The organism is Ruegeria sp. YTSC230, assembly GCF_059609665.1.
Genome location: NZ_JBXWMC010000003.1, coordinates 252,374 through 273,205 on the forward strand (window position 1 = coordinate 252,374; position 20,832 = coordinate 273,205).

At 54.6% G+C, this 20,832-nt stretch carries 20 protein-coding genes, 1 tRNA gene and 1 pseudogene; 16 read left to right on the top strand and 6 right to left on the bottom strand.

The window, feature by feature from the left end; all coding sequences use genetic code 11:
- Positions 1-74: 74 nt before the first annotated feature.
- Positions 75-941 (bottom strand): branched-chain amino acid aminotransferase, encoded by an 867-nt coding sequence (locus AC2FD9_RS08330; protein WP_496836329.1) that lies wholly within the window; start codon positions 939-941, stop codon positions 75-77.
- 158 nt (positions 942-1,099) lie between these two features.
- On the opposite strand from AC2FD9_RS08330, the gene AC2FD9_RS08335 reads away from it, so the two are divergent.
- From AC2FD9_RS08335 to AC2FD9_RS08365, 7 genes are all read left to right on the top strand, one after another.
- Complete coding sequence (locus tag AC2FD9_RS08335; protein ID WP_058272723.1) at positions 1,100-1,612, top strand: MarR family winged helix-turn-helix transcriptional regulator; 513 nt, start codon at positions 1,100-1,102, stop codon at positions 1,610-1,612.
- Positions 1,609-2,310, top strand: a complete 702-nt coding sequence (locus AC2FD9_RS08340; protein ID WP_108860615.1) for a response regulator — start codon at positions 1,609-1,611, stop codon at positions 2,308-2,310. Before AC2FD9_RS08335 ends, AC2FD9_RS08340 begins: the two co-directional genes overlap by 4 nt.
- 69 nt (positions 2,311-2,379) lie before the next feature.
- The gene (locus AC2FD9_RS08345; RefSeq protein WP_496836331.1) at positions 2,380-3,306 is read left to right on the top strand and encodes a histone deacetylase family protein; all 927 of its coding nucleotides are present in this window, start codon (positions 2,380-2,382) and stop codon (positions 3,304-3,306) included.
- Entirely contained in the window at positions 3,303-3,545 is a 243-nt protein-coding gene (locus AC2FD9_RS08350; RefSeq protein ID WP_058272726.1) for an exodeoxyribonuclease VII small subunit, read from the top strand. Before AC2FD9_RS08345 ends, AC2FD9_RS08350 begins: the two co-directional genes overlap by 4 nt.
- Positions 3,546-4,412 (top strand): polyprenyl synthetase family protein, encoded by an 867-nt coding sequence (locus AC2FD9_RS08355; protein ID WP_496836332.1) that lies wholly within the window; start codon positions 3,546-3,548, stop codon positions 4,410-4,412.
- 14 nt (positions 4,413-4,426) lie between these two features.
- Positions 4,427-6,355 carry a 1-deoxy-D-xylulose-5-phosphate synthase gene (dxs, locus tag AC2FD9_RS08360; RefSeq protein ID WP_496836333.1) on the top strand — a complete coding sequence of 643 codons (1,929 nt, stop codon included), beginning with the start codon at positions 4,427-4,429 and terminating at the stop codon, positions 6,353-6,355.
- Between the two features lie 213 nt (positions 6,356-6,568).
- Complete coding sequence (locus tag AC2FD9_RS08365; protein ID WP_496836335.1) at positions 6,569-7,003, top strand: hypothetical protein; 435 nt, start codon at positions 6,569-6,571, stop codon at positions 7,001-7,003.
- A 78-nt stretch (positions 7,004-7,081) separates the two neighbouring features.
- Here the strand turns inward: AC2FD9_RS08365 and bfr are convergent, their stop codons facing one another.
- On the bottom strand, positions 7,082-7,567 hold the full coding sequence (bfr, locus tag AC2FD9_RS08370; protein ID WP_108860610.1) for a bacterioferritin: 486 nt from the start codon (positions 7,565-7,567) through the stop codon (positions 7,082-7,084).
- A 359-nt stretch (positions 7,568-7,926) separates the two neighbouring features.
- Positions 7,927-8,002 (bottom strand) — tRNA-Thr (locus AC2FD9_RS08375).
- Between the two features lie 223 nt (positions 8,003-8,225).
- Here AC2FD9_RS08375 and AC2FD9_RS08380 point away from each other — a divergent pair.
- The 4 genes from AC2FD9_RS08380 to arsB are packed head-to-tail and all read left to right on the top strand — an operon-like array spanning position 8,226 to position 12,335.
- On the top strand, positions 8,226-9,059 hold the full coding sequence (locus tag AC2FD9_RS08380) for an arsenate reductase/protein-tyrosine-phosphatase family protein (RefSeq protein ID WP_496697450.1): 834 nt from the start codon (positions 8,226-8,228) through the stop codon (positions 9,057-9,059).
- Complete coding sequence (locus AC2FD9_RS08385; RefSeq protein ID WP_496836336.1) at positions 9,056-10,054, top strand: ArsJ-associated glyceraldehyde-3-phosphate dehydrogenase; 999 nt, start codon at positions 9,056-9,058, stop codon at positions 10,052-10,054. Before AC2FD9_RS08380 ends, AC2FD9_RS08385 begins: the two co-directional genes overlap by 4 nt.
- On the top strand, positions 10,051-11,316 hold the full coding sequence (gene arsJ / locus AC2FD9_RS08390) for an organoarsenical effux MFS transporter ArsJ (protein ID WP_496836338.1): 1,266 nt from the start codon (positions 10,051-10,053) through the stop codon (positions 11,314-11,316). The genes AC2FD9_RS08385 and arsJ overlap by 4 nt, the downstream gene beginning before the upstream one ends.
- A complete protein-coding gene (gene arsB, locus AC2FD9_RS08395; protein ID WP_496836340.1) occupies positions 11,313-12,335 on the top strand; it encodes an ACR3 family arsenite efflux transporter in 1,023 nt (340 codons plus the stop codon). The genes arsJ and arsB overlap by 4 nt, the downstream gene beginning before the upstream one ends.
- 26 nt (positions 12,336-12,361) lie before the next feature.
- Here arsB and glf read toward each other — a convergent pair whose 3' ends face one another.
- Genes glf through AC2FD9_RS08410 form a run of 3 tightly spaced genes read right to left on the bottom strand, consistent with a single transcriptional unit; the run spans position 12,362 to position 15,199 of the window.
- On the bottom strand, positions 12,362-13,510 hold the full coding sequence (gene glf / locus AC2FD9_RS08400) for a UDP-galactopyranose mutase (protein WP_496836342.1): 1,149 nt from the start codon (positions 13,508-13,510) through the stop codon (positions 12,362-12,364).
- A gap of 1 nt (position 13,511) precedes the next feature.
- The gene (locus tag AC2FD9_RS08405) at positions 13,512-14,402 is read right to left on the bottom strand and encodes a hypothetical protein (protein WP_496755450.1); all 891 of its coding nucleotides are present in this window, start codon (positions 14,400-14,402) and stop codon (positions 13,512-13,514) included.
- On the bottom strand, positions 14,399-15,199 hold the full coding sequence (locus AC2FD9_RS08410; protein ID WP_496836345.1) for a glycosyltransferase family 25 protein: 801 nt from the start codon (positions 15,197-15,199) through the stop codon (positions 14,399-14,401). Before AC2FD9_RS08410 ends, AC2FD9_RS08405 begins: the two co-directional genes overlap by 4 nt.
- A gap of 590 nt (positions 15,200-15,789) precedes the next feature.
- Here AC2FD9_RS08410 and AC2FD9_RS08415 point away from each other — a divergent pair.
- The 5 genes and pseudogenes from AC2FD9_RS08415 to AC2FD9_RS08435 all read left to right on the top strand — a co-directional run.
- On the top strand, positions 15,790-17,568 hold the full coding sequence (locus AC2FD9_RS08415) for an ABC transporter ATP-binding protein (protein ID WP_496755452.1): 1,779 nt from the start codon (positions 15,790-15,792) through the stop codon (positions 17,566-17,568).
- Positions 17,569-17,902: 334 nt separating this feature from the next.
- Entirely contained in the window at positions 17,903-18,880 is a 978-nt protein-coding gene (locus AC2FD9_RS08420) for a glycosyltransferase family 8 protein (protein WP_496836347.1), read from the top strand.
- Positions 18,870-20,000: a rhamnan synthesis F family protein gene (locus AC2FD9_RS08425; protein ID WP_496755454.1), complete on the top strand. Its 1,131-nt coding sequence runs from the start codon at positions 18,870-18,872 to the stop codon at positions 19,998-20,000. Before AC2FD9_RS08420 ends, AC2FD9_RS08425 begins: the two co-directional genes overlap by 11 nt.
- A 6-nt stretch (positions 20,001-20,006) precedes the next feature.
- A complete protein-coding gene (locus AC2FD9_RS08430) occupies positions 20,007-20,273 on the top strand; it encodes a hypothetical protein (protein ID WP_496755455.1) in 267 nt (88 codons plus the stop codon).
- A gap of 160 nt (positions 20,274-20,433) precedes the next feature.
- A pseudogene (locus AC2FD9_RS08435) lies at positions 20,434-20,595 on the top strand (integrase core domain-containing protein); the annotation flags it as partial.
- Positions 20,596-20,832 lie beyond the last annotated feature (237 nt).

Here is a 20,832-nt window from a genome sequence, read left to right on the forward strand (position 1 = left end):
GGATTCTTGAACGTACGGCAATGAAAAAGCCCCCACGAAAACGCAAGGGCTTCAATCACAGCTGCAAGATCCGATCAAGCGCGCACGAGCGCCTCATAATCTGCCGCGATTTCACGGGTCAGATCTCCGACCTCAAACGTATAGTCGCCGATCTGGCCCACCGGCGTGACCTCGGCTGCCGTCCCGGTCAGCCAGCACTGTTCGAAACCGGCCATTTCCTCAGGCTTGATGCGGCGTTCGTGAACAGTGATGCCTTTGTCCTTAAGCATCTGAATGACGGTCTGGCGGGTGATCCCATTCAGAAAACAATCGGCCAGAGGCGTATGAACCTCACCATCTTTCACGAAGAACACATTCGCACCGGTCGCCTCGGCCACGTAACCGCGCCAATCCATGAACAGCGCGTCTGAGCAGCCCTTGGCCTCGGCCTTATGCTTCGAGATGGTGCAGATCATGTACAGACCCGCCGCCTTGGCGTGCACCGGAATAGTTTCCGGGCTGGGGCGTTTCCATTCCGCGATATCCAGCTTGGCGCCCTGCATCTTGGCGTCACCATAATAGGCACCCCAAGGCCACACGGCGACGGCCATCCGGACCGGGTTCTTGGCTGATGCCACACCCATGTCTTCCCCCGAGCCACGCCAGACCAGCGCACGGACATAGGCGTCCTGCAGACCGCTGGCTTTCAGCGCTTCGTCCTTGGCGGCCTCGATGTCATCCACCGAATAGGGCATAGGCATGTCCAGCGCTTCGGCCGAGGCAATCAAACGCTCAGAATGTTCGCGACTTTTGAAAATCTTGCCGTTATAAGCACGTTCACCTTCGAACACCGAAGACGCATAGTGCATCGCGTGGGACAGGATATGCACATTGGCTTCGCGCCAGGGCACAAGTTTGCCATCCAACCAGATGACGCCATCACGATCATCATACCCCGCCATGCGAAACCTCCTGACATGGGATCAATTTCCGATTATTGCGTAAATTAAGTCCACATCGGACATAAAGTTGCGCAAAAACTGCGATTCGATACCCGTACACTCTTGGAATGTCAATAACGCTGACATAAACTCGGGTCGAGTAACGAATGAGGCATACTATGTCGGATACCCGCCCCGCCCCAGCCTTTGGTGGCGAGAGCCTGTTGTTTTTGACCGACGAACAGTTGCGGCAGGGGATCGAGGCGATGTTTTTCGCCTATCGCGGCTTTACCGCAGATCCTGATCGCATACTGACCGAAATGGCCTATGGACGGGCGCACCACCGGGCAATCCACTTCATCAACCGCGCGCCGGGTACGACTGTCAACAACCTTCTGGCCATTCTGGGCGTAACAAAACAGTCTCTGAACAGGGTTTTGCGGACGTTGATCGACGACGGTCTGGTCGAAAGCCGGGTCGGATCAGTGGACAAACGCGAAAGACACCTATTTCTGACAGAACAGGGCAAGGCGCTAGAGGCCAAACTGTCTGAGGCCCAGCGCGTTCGAATGCGTGCGGCGTACAAAAAGGCGGGACCCGAGGCTGTGTCGGGGTTTCGTAAAGTGCTTGAAGCAATGATGGATGCTGATATGCGTCATGCCTATACGAAACTGCGGGATACCACCTCATGAACGAAATGGATGCCCATCTGCTGATCGTCGACGATGACGAGCGCATTCGCGATCTGTTGAAGAAGTTTCTGATGCGGAACGGATTTCTGGTCACGGCTGCAAGGGATGCAGCACATGCACGGCGGGTGCTTTTGGGGTTGGATTTCGACATGATCGTGCTGGACGTGATGATGCCCGGCGAGGATGGGGTCAGCCTAACCAAGGCGCTGCGCGAAACCCATACCACTCCTATCCTGCTTTTGACCGCGCGCGGCGAAACCGAACATCGCATTGCCGGGCTTGAGGCCGGTGCGGATGACTACTTAGCCAAACCGTTCGAGCCAAAAGAGCTGTTGTTGCGGATCAATGCAATCCTGCGGCGGATGCCGGAAACGCCTGCGCAGGACGCGACGGCGAAGATACTGCATCTTGGTCCGATCCGGTACGATATCGAGCGTGGCGAGATGTGGCAGGGCGAAGACCCGGTGCGCCTGACGGCGACCGAAAGCCAGTTGATGAAGATTTTCTCGGCCCAGCCCGGAGAGCCGATCAGCCGAACCAAACTGGTCGAAGATCTGGGCCGCGACAAGGGTCAGGCGCAGGAACGCGCAGTGGACGTTCAGATCACCCGTCTGCGCCGCAAAATCGAACAGGACCCCAAGCAGCCGCGTTACCTGCAGACCGTCCGCGGCGCCGGATATATGCTGGCACCAGATTGATTCAGCCGTGGCGCGGCGCTTTCTTGCCTTGGGCGAGGATAATTATGGCCAGATGAAGATGGGATCCCGATGACAACCGCCCTTTTGACCCACGCCGATTGCCTTGATCACGTGACACCGCAAGGTCACCCCGAGAGGGTGGCGCGGTTAGAGCATATTCTGCATGCGTTAGAAGGCTTGGAACTGACACGTGTAACCGCCCCTTTGGCGGCGGATGACGACCTGCTGCGCGTGCATCCGGAAAGCCATATCCGTGAAATCCGTAATAGCAGGCCATCCGATGGCTTTAAACAGATTGACGGCGACACCTTCATGTCTCCGGGGTCGGTGGACGCGGCTTACCGGGCTGCAGGTGCGGTTGTGCGGGCGGTAGATATGGTTTTGGGTGGCGAAGCCTCGAATGCGTTTTGCGCCATCCGCCCGCCCGGTCACCATGCCGAAACCGAAACGGCAATGGGGTTCTGCCTGTTTGGAAACGCCGCGCTGGCGGCCAAGCACGCATTGGATCATCATGGATTGAAACGCGTAGCCGTCGTCGATTTCGACGTTCACCACGGAAACGGCACGCAGGATCTGCTGTGGGACGAAAGACGTGCACTGGTGATCACCAGCCAGCAAATGCCGCTGTGGCCCGGATCGGGGCGCCCGGATGAAACCGGCGCTTATGAGACCGTTTTGAACATCCCGCTGGCACCCGGCACTGGTGGGACCGAGATGCGGACAGCTTACGAAACGCAAGCCTTCCCGAGTCTGCGCGCATTCAAGCCGGAACTGATCATCATCTCGGCAGGTTTTGATGCGCATCAGGACGATCCGCTGGCCAACTTGAACTGGTCTACAGGCGATTTTGCCTGGGTTACTGCTGAGCTGTGCAAGATCGCCGATGAGCTGTGTGAAGGTCGTATCGTCTCGACTTTGGAGGGCGGGTATGATCTGAACGCCCTTGCCGAGGCCACTCGTGCCCATGTGGAAGAACTGATGAAGGCAGCCCGATGACCGATACTCCTGTTGATCAGATGACATTCGAACAAGCGATGAAAGAGCTTGAGGCCGTTGTCGGCCAGTTGGAGCGTGGTGACGTGGCGCTGGATCAGTCCATTGCGCTGTATGAGCGCGGTGCCGCGTTGAAGAAACGCTGCGAAGACGAATTGAAGCGGGCTGAAGAAAAGGTCGCAGCCATTACTTTGGATGCCAATGGGCAGCCAACCGGGACGACGCCTGTCGAAGGTCAGTAAATGTTCAAGGAAATTCTGGCGCAGGATGCCGCGCGGATTCAGGCTCAGTTCGATCTGGTCCTGAGAGCGCTGGACGAATTGGATGTTACCCGGGCGATGGCCTACACCACCCAGGGCGGCAAGCGATTGCGCGGGTTTCTGGTTCTGGAAAGCGCGCGGATGCATGGCATCGACTCAACACAGGCAATCTGGCCTGCGACAGGCATCGAAGCCCTACACGCCTATTCTCTGGTCCATGATGACCTTCCCTGCATGGACGATGACGATCTGCGACGTGGACGTTCGACCGTGCACGTAAAGTGGGACGAAGGCACCGCCGTTCTGGCCGGTGATGCCCTGCAGACACTAGCCTTTGAGCTGTGCACCCGGCCCGAGGTCGGAAATGCAGAAATTCGTGCTGAATTGGCTCTAACCCTGGCCCAAGCAAGCGGTGCGCAGGGAATGGTGCTGGGGCAAGCGCTCGATATGGCGGCTGAAACAGCGGCCGCGCCCCTGACACTGGAGCAGATCACCACGCTTCAGGCTGGCAAAACCGGTGCGCTGATTGAATGGTCCGCCTGCGCCGGTGCGCGTTTGGCCCAGGCAGATCCCGAACCCTTGCGCCAATATGCCCAGGCGCTTGGCCTTGCTTTTCAGATCGCTGATGACATTCTGGATGTTGAAGGTGATGCCGAGAAGGCCGGCAAACGACTGCAAAAGGACGCCCAGGCGGGCAAAGCCACGTTTGTTTCGCTTTTGGGTCTGAACGCCGCGAAATCCCGCGCCGTAGAACTGGTCGATCAGGCCTGCGCTGCGTTGGATGGTTACGGTGCCAAGGCTGAAACCTTGAAGGACGCGGCACGCTTCGTTATTGCCCGGGACAGCTAAGCCAGGAACGCCACATGTCTGACCGCCCGAATACACCCCTACTGGACCTTGTGAACCGCCCTGCGGATCTCAAGCAGTTTTCGGACGCACAGTTGCATAAGTTGGCGCAGGAATTGCGGACCGAGACAATATCGGCCGTGTCCGTCACCGGTGGGCATCTGGGCGCGGGTCTGGGCGTGGTCGAATTGACGACCGCCCTGCACGCCGTGTTCGACACGCCGCGCGACAAGATCATCTGGGACGTTGGTCATCAGTGCTATCCGCACAAAATCCTGACCGAGCGGCGCGACCGTATCCGTACGCTTCGCATGAAGGACGGGCTGAGCGGCTTCACCAAGCGCAGCGAAAGCCCCTATGACCCGTTTGGCGCAGCGCACAGCTCAACCTCGATCAGTGCCGCGCTGGGGTTTGCCGTTGCGCGCGATCTGGGCGGTGTGACGCCCGAGGGATTGGGTGACGCGATTGCCGTGATCGGTGACGGTTCAATGTCTGCAGGCATGGCCTTCGAGGCGATGAACAACGCCGGACACCTGAAGAAACGCCTGATCGTCATTCTCAATGACAATGAAATGAGCATCGCACCGCCTGTCGGCGCGCTGTCCAATTACCTGTCCCGAATTTACGCTGAAGAGCCGTTCCATGATCTGAAAGCCGCAGCCAAGGGCGCGGTCTCACTGCTCCCGGAACCCTTCCGCGAGGGTGCCAAGCGCGCCAAGGAGATGCTCAAGGGCATGGCCGTGGGCGGCACATTGTTTGAGGAGCTGGGCTTTTCCTATCTCGGTCCGATCGACGGGCACGATATGGATCAGCTATTGCCTGTCCTGCGCACGGTCAAGGCCCGCGCCACGGGCCCGATCCTGATCCACGTGCTGACAAAGAAGGGCAAGGGGTATGCCCCAGCCGAGCAGGCCCGCGACAAAGGCCATGCGACAGCGAAGTTCGACGTCGTCACGGGCGAGCAGAAGAAAGCACCCTCAAACGCACCGTCTTACACATCGGTCTTTGGCAAAACGCTGGTGGAAGAGGCCGCGCGCGATGACAAGATCGTTGCGGTCACCGCTGCGATGCCCGACGGCACCGGGCTGAACTTGTTTGCGGAACGCTACCCTTCACGCTGTTTCGATGTGGCGATTGCCGAACAGCACGGCGTGACCTTCGCCGCCGCTCTTGCCGCCGGCGGGATGAAGCCCTTCTGTGCAATTTATTCCACGTTTTTGCAGCGCGGGTACGATCAAGTCGTGCATGACGTAGCCATTCAGCGCCTGCCGGTTCGTTTTGCGATCGACCGTGCGGGTTTGGTGGGCGCGGATGGCGCGACCCATGCGGGGTCGTTCGATATCGCCTATTTGTCCAACTTGCCCGGCATTGTGGTCATGGCCGCAGCGGATGAGGCCGAGCTGGTGCATATGGTGGCCACCGCCGTCGCACATAATGAAGGCCCGATTGCTTTCCGCTATCCTCGCGGTGAAGGTGTCGGCGTCGACTTGCCGGAACGTGGCGAAGTCCTGGAAATCGGCAAAGGCCGGATCATCCAAGAAGGCGCACGGGTCGCAATGTTGTCCTTCGGGACACGGCTGGCCGAAGTGCAGAAAGCGGCCGAAGCTTTGACCGCGCGTGGGATCACCCCCACTATCGCTGATGCTCGATTTGCCAAGCCCTTGGACCACGACCTGATTTTGGATCTGGCCGCCAACCACGAGGCGTTGATCACCATTGAAGAAGGTGCCATCGGCGGCTTTGGCAGCCATGTTGCCCAACTTTTGGCCGATGAAGGCGTCTTTGACCAGGGGCTCAAGTATCGCTCGATGGTTCTGCCTGATACCTTTATCGACCAGGCCAACCCCGCAGATATGTATACAGTAGCAGGCCTGAATGCCGAGCAAATCGAGGCCAAAGTGCTATCCGTTCTGGGTGTTGCAACCATCGGCGAAAAACGCGCCTGAGGCACGACGCTAACCAACTGAATTTCACCGTTGTTTGAAAATCCGTAAGTACCGTTTTTGGCGTAGTTTTCGGAAAGCCGTCGAATTCATCCGGTTTCGGGTGAGTCCTTGAGAGCACAGAAACCACTTGCGTCCCGGCGCGCCGTTCCAGCACGCCCGCTTTTCTGATAATGATAAGAAAAACGAAAACTCCACCCTTGAGCAGGCGGGCGGATGAGAAACACGATAGCAGCGTTGGCGACGCTCGTTCTGATGAGTATGCCGGCAAGTTCAAAAGAGATTCAGGTTGGCAATGATCCGGGTGGGCGGATTGTGGATCGCATGGTTCAGATCGAAATCGCCAACCGGACAAACGCGCAGTTTCAAATCATCGGAGATTTTTGCCACTCTAGCTGCACCATGCTGCTGGGTGCGGACGAAGTTTGCGTTTCGCCCGAGACTGTCTTTGGCTTTCATGGCCCCCATCGCTCGAACCGAAAGAAAATGACGGCAGATGAGTTCGACAGGAAAAGCGCGTCACTATCCAGCTACTACCCAAACCCGGTCAGAAATTGGTTCATGTCCAAAGCGCGGTTCGCCGGACCAAATGAACTTTTGTTCGTGACCGGTGAGTACCTGATAGGTCTCGGCGTGCAGGAATGTGCTTAGGGCAACGACGCCCTAATCCTGCAACCACCCGCTGATAGGAAACCCTATGCCCGCGGCCATCGTCGCCAACACGACCACCTATTCGGCATCTTCCATTTTGGTTGCATTGAGTTGCGCGAAAAGCTCGGGTCCGACGCGATCATACAGTTCGATCTGAGTCTCCAGAAAGTCGATATGACCTTCTTCATCCGACATCAGGCTTTCGAACAATCCCATCGAGACATAGTCTCCTGCCTCTTTGCAGACATCCCGCGCCTCTTTGTAGAGCGCGCGCGCGCTTTGTTCCGCCGCCAGATCGCATTCCAGCGTTTCCCGGGGGTTTTCGCCGATCCGCAGGGGATCAAGTTTTTGCAGGTTGGGATGACCTTCCAGGAAAATGATCCGCTCGATCAGTTTGTCGGCGTGTTCCATCTCTTCAATGGATTCTTCTCGACTTTTCTTGGCCATGCTGCCAAGGCCCCAATCGTCTTGCAGGCGATAATGCAACCAGTATTGGCTGACGGCTGTTAGTTCGTGGCGCAGAGCTTTGTTCAGGTATTCAATTACCTTTTTGTCACCTTTCATGATGAAACTCCTTGGCTTTGTCTAAGAATTGGCGTGGAAACAACTTTTTAAGCTGAATGCTACCACCAGAGCAGCTTAACCCAAAACCTTCAAATATCTGTTTTAAAACAGGTAATTGAAAATTTCCTGACGATTCTCGTTTGAATCAGAACCCGTCACTTGAAAGCGTTTTTCCACCGCACATACGATTCCCTGATACCTGCTTACCGATCGCAAGCATGGCCCTTGCGGATCAAAATCACGCAGGCAAATAGCTACGGAGATTGAGCTGCGCTAGCATCCGATGATAGCCCGCAGGATCAAACCAAAAGTGAGATACGAGGTAGGCCGCTAGTTTAGCTTAACTATCCAAGGGAAAGTGGTGCCTCAAGAGGGACTCGAACCCCCGACCTTGTCCTTACGAAGGACCTGCTCTACCAGCTGAGCTATTGAGGCAAGCGACGGTTCCTTTAAACCCTCGGGCAGATGCGTGCAAGTCTCGATATCCTCGGACGCCTACCGGTGTGTGATGGTGATTCCCGCAGCTCAGATCGCTTGAAGCCCATTCCATCACCACGCTCCAGCAAGAATATCACGCCTGCTCCAACGCTTACGCGCACCTTCGATGGCCATGTATTTTCGGTTGACTGGGTTGTATTATTTTAATATTTCATGAAATATGATAGAACAGATAACAGACCAATTGGCCATCCTGGGTCATCCGCAGCGTATCCTTGTGTTTCGCATGCTCATGCGACGTTTTCCTGACAGTGTTCCGGCGGGCGAGCTGGCGGCGGAGCTCGACGTGAAGGCCAGCACCTTGTCGAACTATCTGAACGCGCTTCAGCGTTCCGGGCTGGTCAAGCAGGAACGTTCCGGGACATCTCTGCTCTATTCGATTGAAATGAAAAACGTGCAGCAGATGCTCGACTATCTGATTGTCGATTGCTGTCGCGGTCGCCCTGATATCTGCATGCCGTTTGCTCAGGGAAATAAGGCGGCGACGGATCGGAAATTCAACGTCTTGTTTTTGTGTGTGGGCAATTCTGCCCGGTCGATTTTTGCGGAATCCCTGCTGCGCACGCTGGGAGGTGACCGGTTCAACGTTTTCTCGGCCGGCACGCAACCCACATCCGAGCTCAACCCGATGGCCGTGCAAGTTCTGGACGACAAAGGACATGACACATCCATCCTGCGATCCAAGAACATGTCCGAATTTGCAACCCCCGGCGCGCCCGAGATGGACTTCGTCTTCACGGTCTGCAATCAGGCCGCGAATGAGGAATGCCCCGCTTGGGAAGGCCAGCCAATCAGTGGCCATTGGGGCATGCCGGACCCGGTCAGGGCCGAGGGCACGGATGCCGAAAGAAGCCTTGCATTTCAACATGCATATGGCGCGCTCAAGCGCCGGATTGAGGCCTTTACGTCTTTGCCGGTCGAAAGCCTCGACCGGATCGCACTGCAAACTGCTGTTGATGACATCGGCAGGACGCCCACTGAGGACATGAAATGACGACTTATGCTGTGAACGGATTGGGGCGGATGGGAAAGCTGGCCTTGAAACCGCTGCTCGACAAAGGCGCAAAGATCGCCTGGATCAATGATGCAGTCGGTGACCCCGAGATGCACGCGCACCTGCTGGAGTTTGACACGGTTCATGGGCGTTGGGATGCCGCGTTCGCGCATGACGCCGACAGCGTTACGATCAACGGCACCCGCCTACCCTTTATCGGCACCAGAGATCTGGCGGAACTACCGCTGGACGGTGTCGATGTGGTGATCGACTGCACCGGTGTTTTCAAGACCCAGGCCAAGCTGGCCCCCTATTTCGAAGCGGGTGTTAAGAAGGTTGTTGTCTCGGCCCCGGTCAAAGATGGCCCGACCGCCAACATCGTTATGGGCGTGAACGAGGCCACTTATGATCCGGATGTCCACAGTATCGTGACGGCGGCCTCGTGCACCACGAATTGTCTGGCCCCAGTGGTCAAGGTCATCCACGAAAACCTTGGTATTCGCCACGGGTCGATGACCACAATTCACGACGTGACCAACACGCAAACCATCGTGGACCGCCCCGCCAAAGATCTGCGCAGGGCGCGATCTGCTTTGAACTCTCTGATCCCGACCACCACCGGGTCGGCCACGGCAATCACGCTGATCTACCCGGAACTCAAGGGGCGGCTGAACGGCCACGCGGTGAGGGTTCCCTTGCTGAATGCCTCGCTGACCGACTGCGTCTTCGAGGTTGAGCGTGAAACCACAGTCGAAGAGGTCAACGCGCTTTTCAAGGCCGCGGCCGAAGGTGAGTTGAAAGATATCCTTGGCTATGAGACGCGGCCGCTGGTTTCCACCGACTACACCAACGACGAACGGTCCTCGATTGTGGATGCGCCCTCGACCATGGTGGTGAACGGGACACAGGTGAAGATCTATGCCTGGTACGACAATGAAATGGGTTACGCGCATCGTCTGGTCGACGTTGCCCTGATGGTTGGTGCATCGCTGTGACCCAAAGGCCCGAAGGTATGTCGGCCTATATCACGGTCACAGCAGCCTATTGGGCCTTCATGCTGACCGACGGGGCCCTGCGTATGCTGGTGCTGCTGCACTTTCATAGCATGGGATTCTCGCCGGTTCAGTTGGCATATCTGTTTGTTCTGTATGAGATCGCCGGCATGGGCACGAACCTTGCCGCCGGTTGGATCGCGGCGCGGTTCGGGCTGACCTCGACGCTTTATGCAGGGCTGGCACTGCAGATTGCAGCGTTGCTGGTTCTTACGCAACTAGACCCTAATTGGGCGATCCCGGTAAAAGTTGTCTTTGTGATGATTGTGCAAGGGGCCAGCGGGGTTGCAAAGGACCTGGCCAAGATGTCCTCAAAATCCGCCGTCAAACTGCTGGCCCCGACCGAGGGCGGAGGGTTGTTTCGCTGGGTCGCGATTTTGACCGGCTCGAAGAACGCTGTGAAAGGGTTTGGGTTTCTGCTTGGGGCGGCACTGTTGGCGACAGTGGGCTTCATGTGGGCCGTTCTGACTATGGCGATCATACTTGCTGCATTCCTCGTCGCCGTCATCCTGTTCATGCCGACCGGCCTGCCCAAAGGGCGCAAAAGCGCCAAGTTCTCCGAGGTCTTCTCAAAATCCGCCAATGTGAACTGGCTATCCGCCGCTCGTGTCTTCTTGTTTGGCGCGCGGGACGTGTGGTTCGTGGTCGGCATTCCGATCTATTTTTACGCAGTTCTGTCGGATGGAACTGAGGATGGCAACCGTGCCGCATTTTTTATGATCGGCACATTCATGGCCGTTTGGGTCATACTTTACGGCACTGTTCAGGCCAGCGCGCCGAATATCCTGCGCGCAAAGGAACGCCCGGAAGGGGATCTTATCCACGCCGCCAAAAATTGGGCCGCGGCGCTGTTCTGCGTGCCTGCTGCCCTGACCATCGCGGTTCTGCTCTCATCCGGCCCCGAGACATGGCTGACCGTTACGCTGGTTGTGGGCCTATTGGCATTTGGGGCAATCTTCGCCGTCAATTCGGCGCTGCATTCATACCTCATCCTGGCCTTCACCAAGTCCGAGCGTGTGACGATGGATGTGGGCTTTTACTACATGGCCAACGCGACTGGCCGCCTGGTCGGCACTGTCCTGTCGGGACTTACCTATCAGATTGGCGGGCTTCCACTGGTTCTGGGCACCGCTGCTGCTATGGTCGCGCTGGCCGCCCTGACATCCGGCAAACTAACCGACCAGACGAATGAGGCATATACATGAGCATCTTCGAACGCTACCTGACCGTCTGGGTCGCGCTGGCCATGGTTGGCGGCGTATTGATCGGACTGGTTGCACCCGGCCTGGTTCAACTGATCGCCTCGGCCGAAGTGGCCAGCGTCAATCTGGTCGTGGCCTTGCTGATCTGGGCGATGGTCTACCCCATGATGGTCGGTGTGGATTTCGGCGCAGTGGCGGGCGTAGCACGCCAGCCACGCGGGCTGATCGTAACGCTGGTTGTCAACTGGTTGATTAAGCCGTTCACCATGGCATTTCTGGCGGTTCTGTTCTTTGAACACGTCTTTGCACCATGGATCGAACCTGAAGACGCGGCTCAATACACGGCCGGGCTGATCCTGCTGGGTGCGGCACCGTGCACCGCTATGGTATTCGTCTGGTCTCAGCTGACTAGGGGCGATGCGACCTATACGCTGGTGCAGGTTTCCGTAAACGACTTGATCATGGTGGTGGCATTCGCCCCAATCGTGGCCTTTCTGCTGGGTGTGACCGACATTCAGGTTCCATGGCAGACACTTGTTCTGGCAACTGTGCTGTATGTCGTTTTGCCGCTGATCGCCGGCCTGATAACGCGCCGTACATTGGGATCGCCCCAAGCCATCGACACGTTTTCCGCACGAGTCAAACCCTGGTCGGTCATGGGCCTTATCGCCACTGTCGTCATTCTGTTTGGCTTGCAGGGACAGACCATTCTGGCCAAACCGCTAGTGATCGTCCTGATCGCGGTACCAATTCTGATACAGAGCTACGGCATCTTTGCCCTGGCTTATGGTGCAGCCTATGCCCTAAAGGTGCCGCACCGGATCGCCGCACCCTGCGCAATGATTGGCACGTCCAATTTTTTTGAGCTGGCTGTCGCTGTAGCCATCAGCCTGTTCGGATTGAACTCGGGCGCGGCACTGGCAACGGTTGTCGGCGTTCTGGTTGAAGTTCCGGTCATGCTGTCACTGGTCGCATTTGCAAACCGCACACGCGCGCGGTTCCCCGAACTCGCGCCGTCGTAAACCTAACTAACGCTCCATCGTGTGTGTCAGAGAACTGGAACAAAGAACGGCTTTAGCCGTTCCTTTTCCGAGATCGCAGACAGCACCGCCCAGGCGGTATCCAGCGACTCGCGGATCGTGACATCCATATCCAGGTACCGATAGGTTCCCAGACGGCCAACGAACGTGACGTTTTGGGTGTCTTCGGCCAGCGCAACATACTCACTCAGCAGCGCTTTTTCCTTTAGCTGACGGATCGGGTAATACGGTATGTCATCCGGACCAGCAGCTCGAGAAAACTCGCGATAGCAGACCGAGCCGTCATGCGTTTCCCATGGCGAAAAGTGTTTGTGCTCGGTAATCCGGGTAAAGGGCACCTCTTCCTCGCCATAGTTCATCACCGCGCAACCTTGGTAGTCGCCGTCATAGGTGAACCGTTCGAAATCAAGCGTGCGATAACCCAGGCGCCCAAGCTCGTAGTCGAAATAGCCATCCAGCGGGCCAGAATAGAACACGTGATCGAAGCCATCCGCCATGCCGCGATCGAAAGTGGTATTCAGCTTCACTGTGATGCCGGGGTGATCGAGGATGCCACCAATCATGTCGGTATACCCATTCTCGGGCATGCCTTGGAATTTATGGAAAAAGTAATTGTCGTCGTAGTTAAACCGCACTGGCAGACGCTTAAGGATCGACGCCGGCAGCTCGGATGGGTGACATCCCCACTGTTTGATCGTGTAGCCTTTGAAAAACGCCTCATAAAGGTCGCGACCGACGAACCGCATCGCCTGTTCCTCGAAACTCTGCGGGTTGGTGATGGATGTATCAGCCTGTTCTTCGGTGATAAACGCGCGGGCTTCGTCCGGGTGCATGGTCTTGCCAAAGAACTGGTTGATTGTATGCAAGTTCACCGGCAGCGAATAGACCTGCCCGCGCGAGGTGGTTTTGACCCGGTTCTTATAAGGCAAGAAGTTGGCGTATTGGTTCACATACTGCCAAACCTCTTCGTCATCCGTATGGAAGATATGTGGCCCGTACACATGGACCATCACGTCGGTATCGGCATCCCGTTCTGTGTGGCAGTTTCCACCGATATGGTCACGGCTGTCGACCACGGTGACATTATGCCCTTGTTCCGCAAGTTGCCGACCGATCACAGCCCCGGACAATCCGGCCCCAACCATCAAGAACTGCATATCAGGGGCTTTCCTGTTTCATCGAAATCGTCGTCATGTCGAGGGGTTTGATCAGTTGACGGCGGGCAATTTTGAATATACCCGACCGCGCCTCGCTGGCGCTACGGAACTTCGGCAGGACCGACATCCATGCCCGGCACATGTGCCATCCCAACTGCAAACGACCCGAGATGGGTTGCCCACCTTGCAGGATCGCGGCAAAGACGACCGGAACGGTACGCCGCGACAGATCAAACATCTGCTTTAGAACGGCCTCTTCTTCCTCTGAGCTGAGGTTATTCGACTCGGCCATCGCAGCTTTCAGGTTCTTTCCGATCGGCCGCGTGTGGTGCATCGCGATCTCGTCCAGAATGGCGGTTCGAAACGCGCCAGCCTCGGCCCATCGGCACCATATATAGTCCAGACCATAGCCGCTCATGGTGCCCTGAAAAAGCGGCAGTGCCTTTTTCAAAATGTCCTTGTGCAGGCACGGCGCCATGATCTCGATATAGTTTGTGTACCGCAGCACGAAGCCCGGGCATTGGCTGAACACAAAATGCGAGAAATAGCTTTCGGGGGTCAGCGACGGTTGTGCAATACGCAATCCGTGAACCTGCATGGCATCAAACAGCGCGTTTACATCCGTAGCGCTGATGTCCAGATCGTCATCTGGCAGCCAATAGTAGTCATACTTATCAAGGTCACGTTCAGCGAGGGTTTTGAACAACCCATCCCATTTGCCGCCTTTTACCAGCACAGCCTCGACACCGGGTTCAGGTTTGAATGCCGCAAAAGCCTCGTCCGAGAAATAGCTGATCAGAAGATCGTAGGTGCGATCTTCATAGGGGATTTCTTGCCACCGATGGTGCAATGACTTGTTGCCCGCACGGACAACCACAAGGCTATTCTTCATGCGCGGTTCCGAACCCGATTTCCTGCCTGCATCAACGGGCCGAGCCCCTCAATCATGTCTGGGTTCAACGGATGGCTCAACCGTCCGTACGTGTACTTTGTTTGGTACATTAGGTTTCGAACGAATCTGGCCATGGGCGAGCCGGGTTTCATTTTACTGCGGCAGTGGTCAATCGTGCTGTCTACCTCTTTGCGCTCCGCGACCATCTGCTCGGCAAGTGTGAGGATGGGTACGTTGTGTTCCCAATAGAATTTCAAGTCGATGTCGATGGGGCGCGCAATCGGGGCCTCGATCGCAAATAGTTGAGCGGCAGCACGCCGACCGATGATGTAACCTGTGGTTCTTGGCGGCAGGCGATCCGACAGGACAAGATCCTGATCTGCCACGGATTTAATCACCTGCCCGTTGCTCCTCGAAGTGCCATCCAGCTTTATCATAACACCTTCGAAACATTCGCCACATTCAGCCAGTTCATTGAAAAATGGCCTGGGATCTTGCACGAATGTCGCGTCATCTTCCAAAACAAGGCTCACGAAATCGGAAGAGGCCGCAATATCCCTCCATATCCGGCGATGCCCAAGGGTACATGCGACTTCGTTGCGGCTGAGCGGGCGTTTGAATTTGCTCCGATTCATGTCGGCATCATAAACGCGCTGCAACTCAGAGTTGTTCAGCTGGTCTCCAGCAATGGCGTCGCAAAACTCATGGTTCAAGCCAAAGCGGGTAAATTCGCTTTCGCAGAAACGTCGCCGTTCAACATCTTGCGGCAAACTCAGAATGACGGCCTTAATCGACACTGTTCCATTACCAATAATTTTTTTTGCACCGCGTTACTACGGGCCGTATTTACTAAGCACAAGCGAAACTGGTCTACCCTTTTCCCGCGACGCGTCAAGGATTTCCTGCTGCAGAAAACCGCTGAAATTCAATCGTTACTCTCACGCTACAGCAATTTGCCCCACAATATCAGAGCTTACATTCTTCCAAACATGTAGATATCACGATGAAACCAAAAAGAAAATCACCTGACCACTTCACGCGGGCTAGCGCGAATTTCTGCCAACGCTTCAATCTATCCACCATAATCAAGGGACCTCGCGCAGCAGAAGGTGCATACAAGACGCTATAAAGTTGTGCGGACAACTACCGGCATAGACATTTAAACACCAAATAGAGGTCGGTGCACGAAGGCCCACAATACATCGCGCCAGCTTGTTGAACGAGAGCATCAAAACCTTGAACAACCCAGCTCCAACCCTTATCTGCCAAGGCCCCCCGCGCAACCTTAGGATTGGGCAACTCTGTCGCGTCATTTGATCTGCCCTTTAGGCGGGAACGATTATAGGTTATCTGAGCGAGCGCATGATTTCACGATCTGGAGAAAGCAATGATTAAGCGTGCCTGGACCGAATGGCGATCAGGCTATATGGGCCGCCTCATCGGCGAGAGTTTTTTTGCCCAAGGACGCCTTTATGCCGTCGCCATCGTTGCGATGATCGCCGTTGCCGCGACCACCGCGGGCTCTGCGTTTATGATGGAATACATCATTGATGCGATGACCAACCCGGATATGCGAGAGTGGGCAGCCATGATTGCCCTGGGTGTTGTTTTGCTTTTTCTGGCAAAGGCGGTCGCCTCTTATATTCAGTCCATCTATCTCGCGCGCGCTGGAAATCGGATTATCGCAATGCAACAAGACCGCGTATATCGTAAGTTGTTGCGGCATGGCGTGTCATTCTTCGCCGAGAATGAATCCTCAGACGTTATTATGCGAACAACGCTTGGAGCACAGGCAGCGCGGACACTCATTGATGTTCTCGTCACTGGCTTCGTGCGTGACGCCTTTACGTTGGTTGGTCTCGTGGTCGTGATGGTCTATCAGCAACCCGTGCTGTCCATCATGTTTTTCGTAGTCGGTCCTGTAGCTATGCTGGGTGTTCGCTATCTGTTAAAAAGTGTGCGGTCCATCATGCAAAAAGAATTCAAATCGTTGGCCGAGATCATTCGAGTCTTGCAGGAAACAACTGCTGGTATCAAAGTGATAAAAGTGTTCTCGCTAGAAGATCGTATGATCGACCGAATGGAAAACGCGATCCTAAAAGTCGAAGAACGTTCGAATGACATTGCAAAACTGCAGTCTATTGCCAGTCCGCTGATGGAGTTTTTAGCCGGCTTGGCTGTGGCTGGGGTCTTGGTCATTAGTTCCCTCGGAATCGCGGGAAGCGAACAGCCGAGCGCAGGTCAGCTAATGTCCTTTATTACAGCCCTGCTGATGGCATATGAGCCGGCAAAACGCTTGTCGAAGATGCGCGTACAAATCGAGGCCGCAATGGTCGGTGTCGGTATGCTTTTTGGGCTGTTGGATCACGAAGACACGATGCAGGAAAGCCCTGAGGCGCGGGACCTTCTGGACGGGCCAGGTGAGATCGCGCTTCGTAATGTCACCTTTAGCTATAATGGCTCCGTTCCTGTAATAAAGGATATGAATATTACATTTGATGCTCAAAGAACTACTGCGCTGGTTGGCCAGTCCGGGGGGGGCAAGTCCACAATTTTCGGTTTAATCATGCGGTTCTACGACCCTGACGGAGGAAATGTCGAAATCGACGGGCAGAACATTCAGTTTGCCAGTTACCCCTCTCTGCGGCAAAAAATTTCTTACGTGGGACAGGACACTTTCCTGTTTTCGACAACTGTTATGGAAAACCTGCGATGTTCAGCGCCAGAAGCGACCGACGAAGAGGTCATGGAAGCTGCAAAAGCCGCGCACGCACATGACTTCATTTGCGAATTGCCTGCAGGTTACGACACGGAGGTTGGAGAAAACGGGACTTTCCTATCAGGCGGTCAGAAGCAACGCATTGCGATCGCTCGGGCGATCTTGCGCAATGCAGAAATATTGTTGCTGGATGAAGCCACCAGTGCGTTGGACGCGGAATCAGAAGCTTTGGTCAAATCAGCGTTGGACTCGCTGACGCAGAATATGACTGTAATTGTGATTGCGCACCGCCTCTCAACTGTCCTTGAGGCGGACAAAATCATGGTCGTTCAAGATGGTACCGTGGTCGAGCAAGGAAACCTAGACGAACTCATGCAACTTAACGGTCAATTCCGCAATCTGTTCGACCAGCAGTTCAAAAAACGCGAAACCGCAGCTATAGGGTGACGATTTCGTTAGGAAAGCTATTGGAAAGTAAGGTTTAGGTGAGCCGTTTTCCCGCTTCCTGGCCAAGGCTAGAAAACAAACGTAGCTTTAGGGAAAGATGTTGATCTGCCTGGCTTGATCTAGCTTGAAAACACTCAATTTCCTGAGATGAAAGGCCCAAAACCACATTCAATGTTGCTAATATCTGGCGTAACTTCAAAAAACGGTTGGAGGCGCTTCTTTGGAAGCACCGTAATTGGCAATCGGAACGCAATACAAAGTTAGCTGTTTGGGACATGACAGCCCAAGAGCGAGGAGCAATTTGACATTACGTAACGACAAACTGGCAACGGAAATGGACAAGCGGAACAATCAGGCCGCACCGGAAAGCACTCAAGAGCAACTTGAGTGCGTATCGCTAGGATCATCAAACGAAACGATTGAAATTTGTTTAGCGTTTGATCGCAATTTTGTTCAGCATGCAGCCGTAACGCTCTTGTCCGCATCTCAATCATTGAGCTCAACTGAAAAACTGATCGTGCACGTTTTGCAGGCGGGTGACATCGGTTCTGAAGTTCAGATCGCATTCGAGAACGTTGCGCCGGATTGCACATTTCACTGGTACGAAATCGACGTGGAACGTTTCAACAGCCTTCCAGATAACCGTGATCATGTTTCTCTGGCCACTTACCTCAGGCTTTTCATTCCCGAAGTACTAAGCGAGTTTTCCTCGCGGGTGATTTATCTGGATTGCGATACAATCGTCGCGGACGAACTTGGAAAGCTGTGGTGCCAAGACCTTGGCTCAAGCCCGATCGCAGCAGCACCGGATGAAGGCGGGTTGACACAAGCAAAGCGATTGAATTTAGAAAACAACGCCTTCTATTTCAATGCCGGGGTTTTGGTTTTTGACTTGGAGGCGTTGGACCCTGCGAAGTATTGGCAATTAGTCGAAACAATTGTGTATGATGAATCCATCAACCTCGAACTCCAGGACCAAGACATTTTGAACCTGGCCTTCAAGGGACGAACTCATTGCCTTGATCTTCGTTGGAACGCAAACACACGGCTGTTTATTCCTGACGATATTGAACCAGCTTATACCCCAGAAGAAGCCCTATCGTCAGCACTATCCCCTGGAATTCTCCATTTCACCGATAGAAAAAAGCCATGGTGCACCAACTGCAATCATCCATTGCGCCATCTCTACTGGGAACTTAGGAACCAAACACCTTGGCGTGAAACTACATCAAAGCGGTTCTTACGGCAGGTCAAAAACTCACTTCGAAATCGATTTAGCAAGTCCCGAAAGGCTGTAAACCGTGTCTGGTAAGAAGGCTTCAAAACTCATTCGTGAGATTGCACGGCCCGCGAAACAGTTAACAAAACTGACCCATAGGGTTTCGTCGCGACTGTATTCGCCCTACCTCTATGACCTAACAGCACGCCGTCGCGTGCGGATTTCCCCAGGTGCTATCCACTGGAAAAGCCATGCTGCGATTTACGTGATTGCGCCATTTCACGGCGTTTGGCCGTCTCACCTTCAAGCACTCGATTTTTTGGTAGCATCAGGCGCCGCACCGATTGTTGTTTCAAATCTACCATTAAGCGAGACCGAGAAGAACAGCATCTCGGAGCGAGCGACTGTAGTTATCGAAAGACCAAATCAAGGATATGACTTCGGAGCATTTCGAGAAGGATACCTGTACCTGTGCGATCGTTTCGAAGAGTTATCACGAGTAACTATGCTCAACGATTCTGTTTGGTTTCCTGCTCCGAATGCCACCAACTGGTTTTCGTCTCTAGATGCTCAGAACTCTATTTTTACAGGTGCAACTTCGAACTATGGGGGATCCCTTAAAGTTCCAAAATCACTGGGTCCGGAAACTTGGAGATACGGTCCACAGAGGAAGAACTTCCACTATCAGTCATACGCGCTTTCGTTCCGCGATAGTGCATTCAAAGACCCGGCGTTTTCTAAGTTTTGGGCCAATTTTCCACTGACAAATAACAAAGATCTGACTGTCCTTCGCGGAGAAATGGGTTTGTCTCAGTGGGCGCTTTCGCGGGATTGGTCCACTTCGTCTACGTACCCGATAGAAAATATGGATACGCTGATAGAACCCCTTTCAGAACCTCGCTTGAGAGCCATCTCTGAAAACTTAATTGTGCTTGGAAATCCAGAATTTCTTGCGCTTAAACATCGAGTTTTGAAAGAAAAAACGGACAAAAACAACCTGCGTGCTCTGATCTTGTCTGCGGCACGATGTTTGGGAGTCGCCTACGCGACACCAGATTTCAACCTGAATGAAATGAAGTTCCCATTTCTGAAGAAGTCACCAGTTTGGCACCAACAGGAGGCATCCGACACGACGCTCCGCATAATTCAGGAGTATGGTGATACGTGGGGGATTTTGGAGGAAGCAGAGTTTCTAAGGCGCAATTTGCTTTAGGCTGTCTTGCTGCAATTGGATTCAACTGAGCCTTGTACGGCTGGAGGTGGCAACAACCTTGCCGCCGCAAAAAGAGCTTATAAGCAGTTAGTTTTTGCGGTTCGTGGCCATAATAGAAAGAATACTGCGTTCACAGATGTTGTTGCCGAATTCAAGCCGCTCGTCGCTGAAGTACTCCAGATCTCCGGCGGCATGCTGGCCGAACTGGCACAAAGTACCACCGAAGTCAGTGCAGCCTTCTTCTGCAGAAGGTACCGAGTCTCGCCGTTCTAAATTATCAGGCGGCGGCTTACGGATTTGCTGACGTTTGGGCGGAGCGCTCCTTTGCGGTTCAGCCGCGACTTCAATCTCTGAGTCTTTCGCTACATCTGCGTATTCCCTCTATATTGCCGGTTGAATCCAAAGCTCGCTGTGCTTTTGTCCCTTGGCCGCGGTGCTGATCAGCGAGACCTTCTACAGCCTACGGGAAGCGCAAATCCTGATTGAACAATGGAGGAAACACTGCAACACGAAACGACCACATAGTGCCTTGGACTACCGCCCACCGGCGCCGGAAACCATCGTGCCGATAGAACCCAGGTCGATCATGAACTAACATTCAAACTGGACCACTCATGTGGGGCTGATCAGATCACGAAGCCAATTGTGGATCAGATTGACGTTCATCGAATACCGACGCGCCGCCTGCGCAACCCAAACGCCCAGCGCCTGCGTCTAAGAACAGATCGACCGCTTCTTCTGACCTTTCTTCCCGACCATTGAATGCACCAAGAATTCTACTATGAACGTGGACATTTTCAACTCACTCCATAAGACGTCAGAGCAGGCAAAC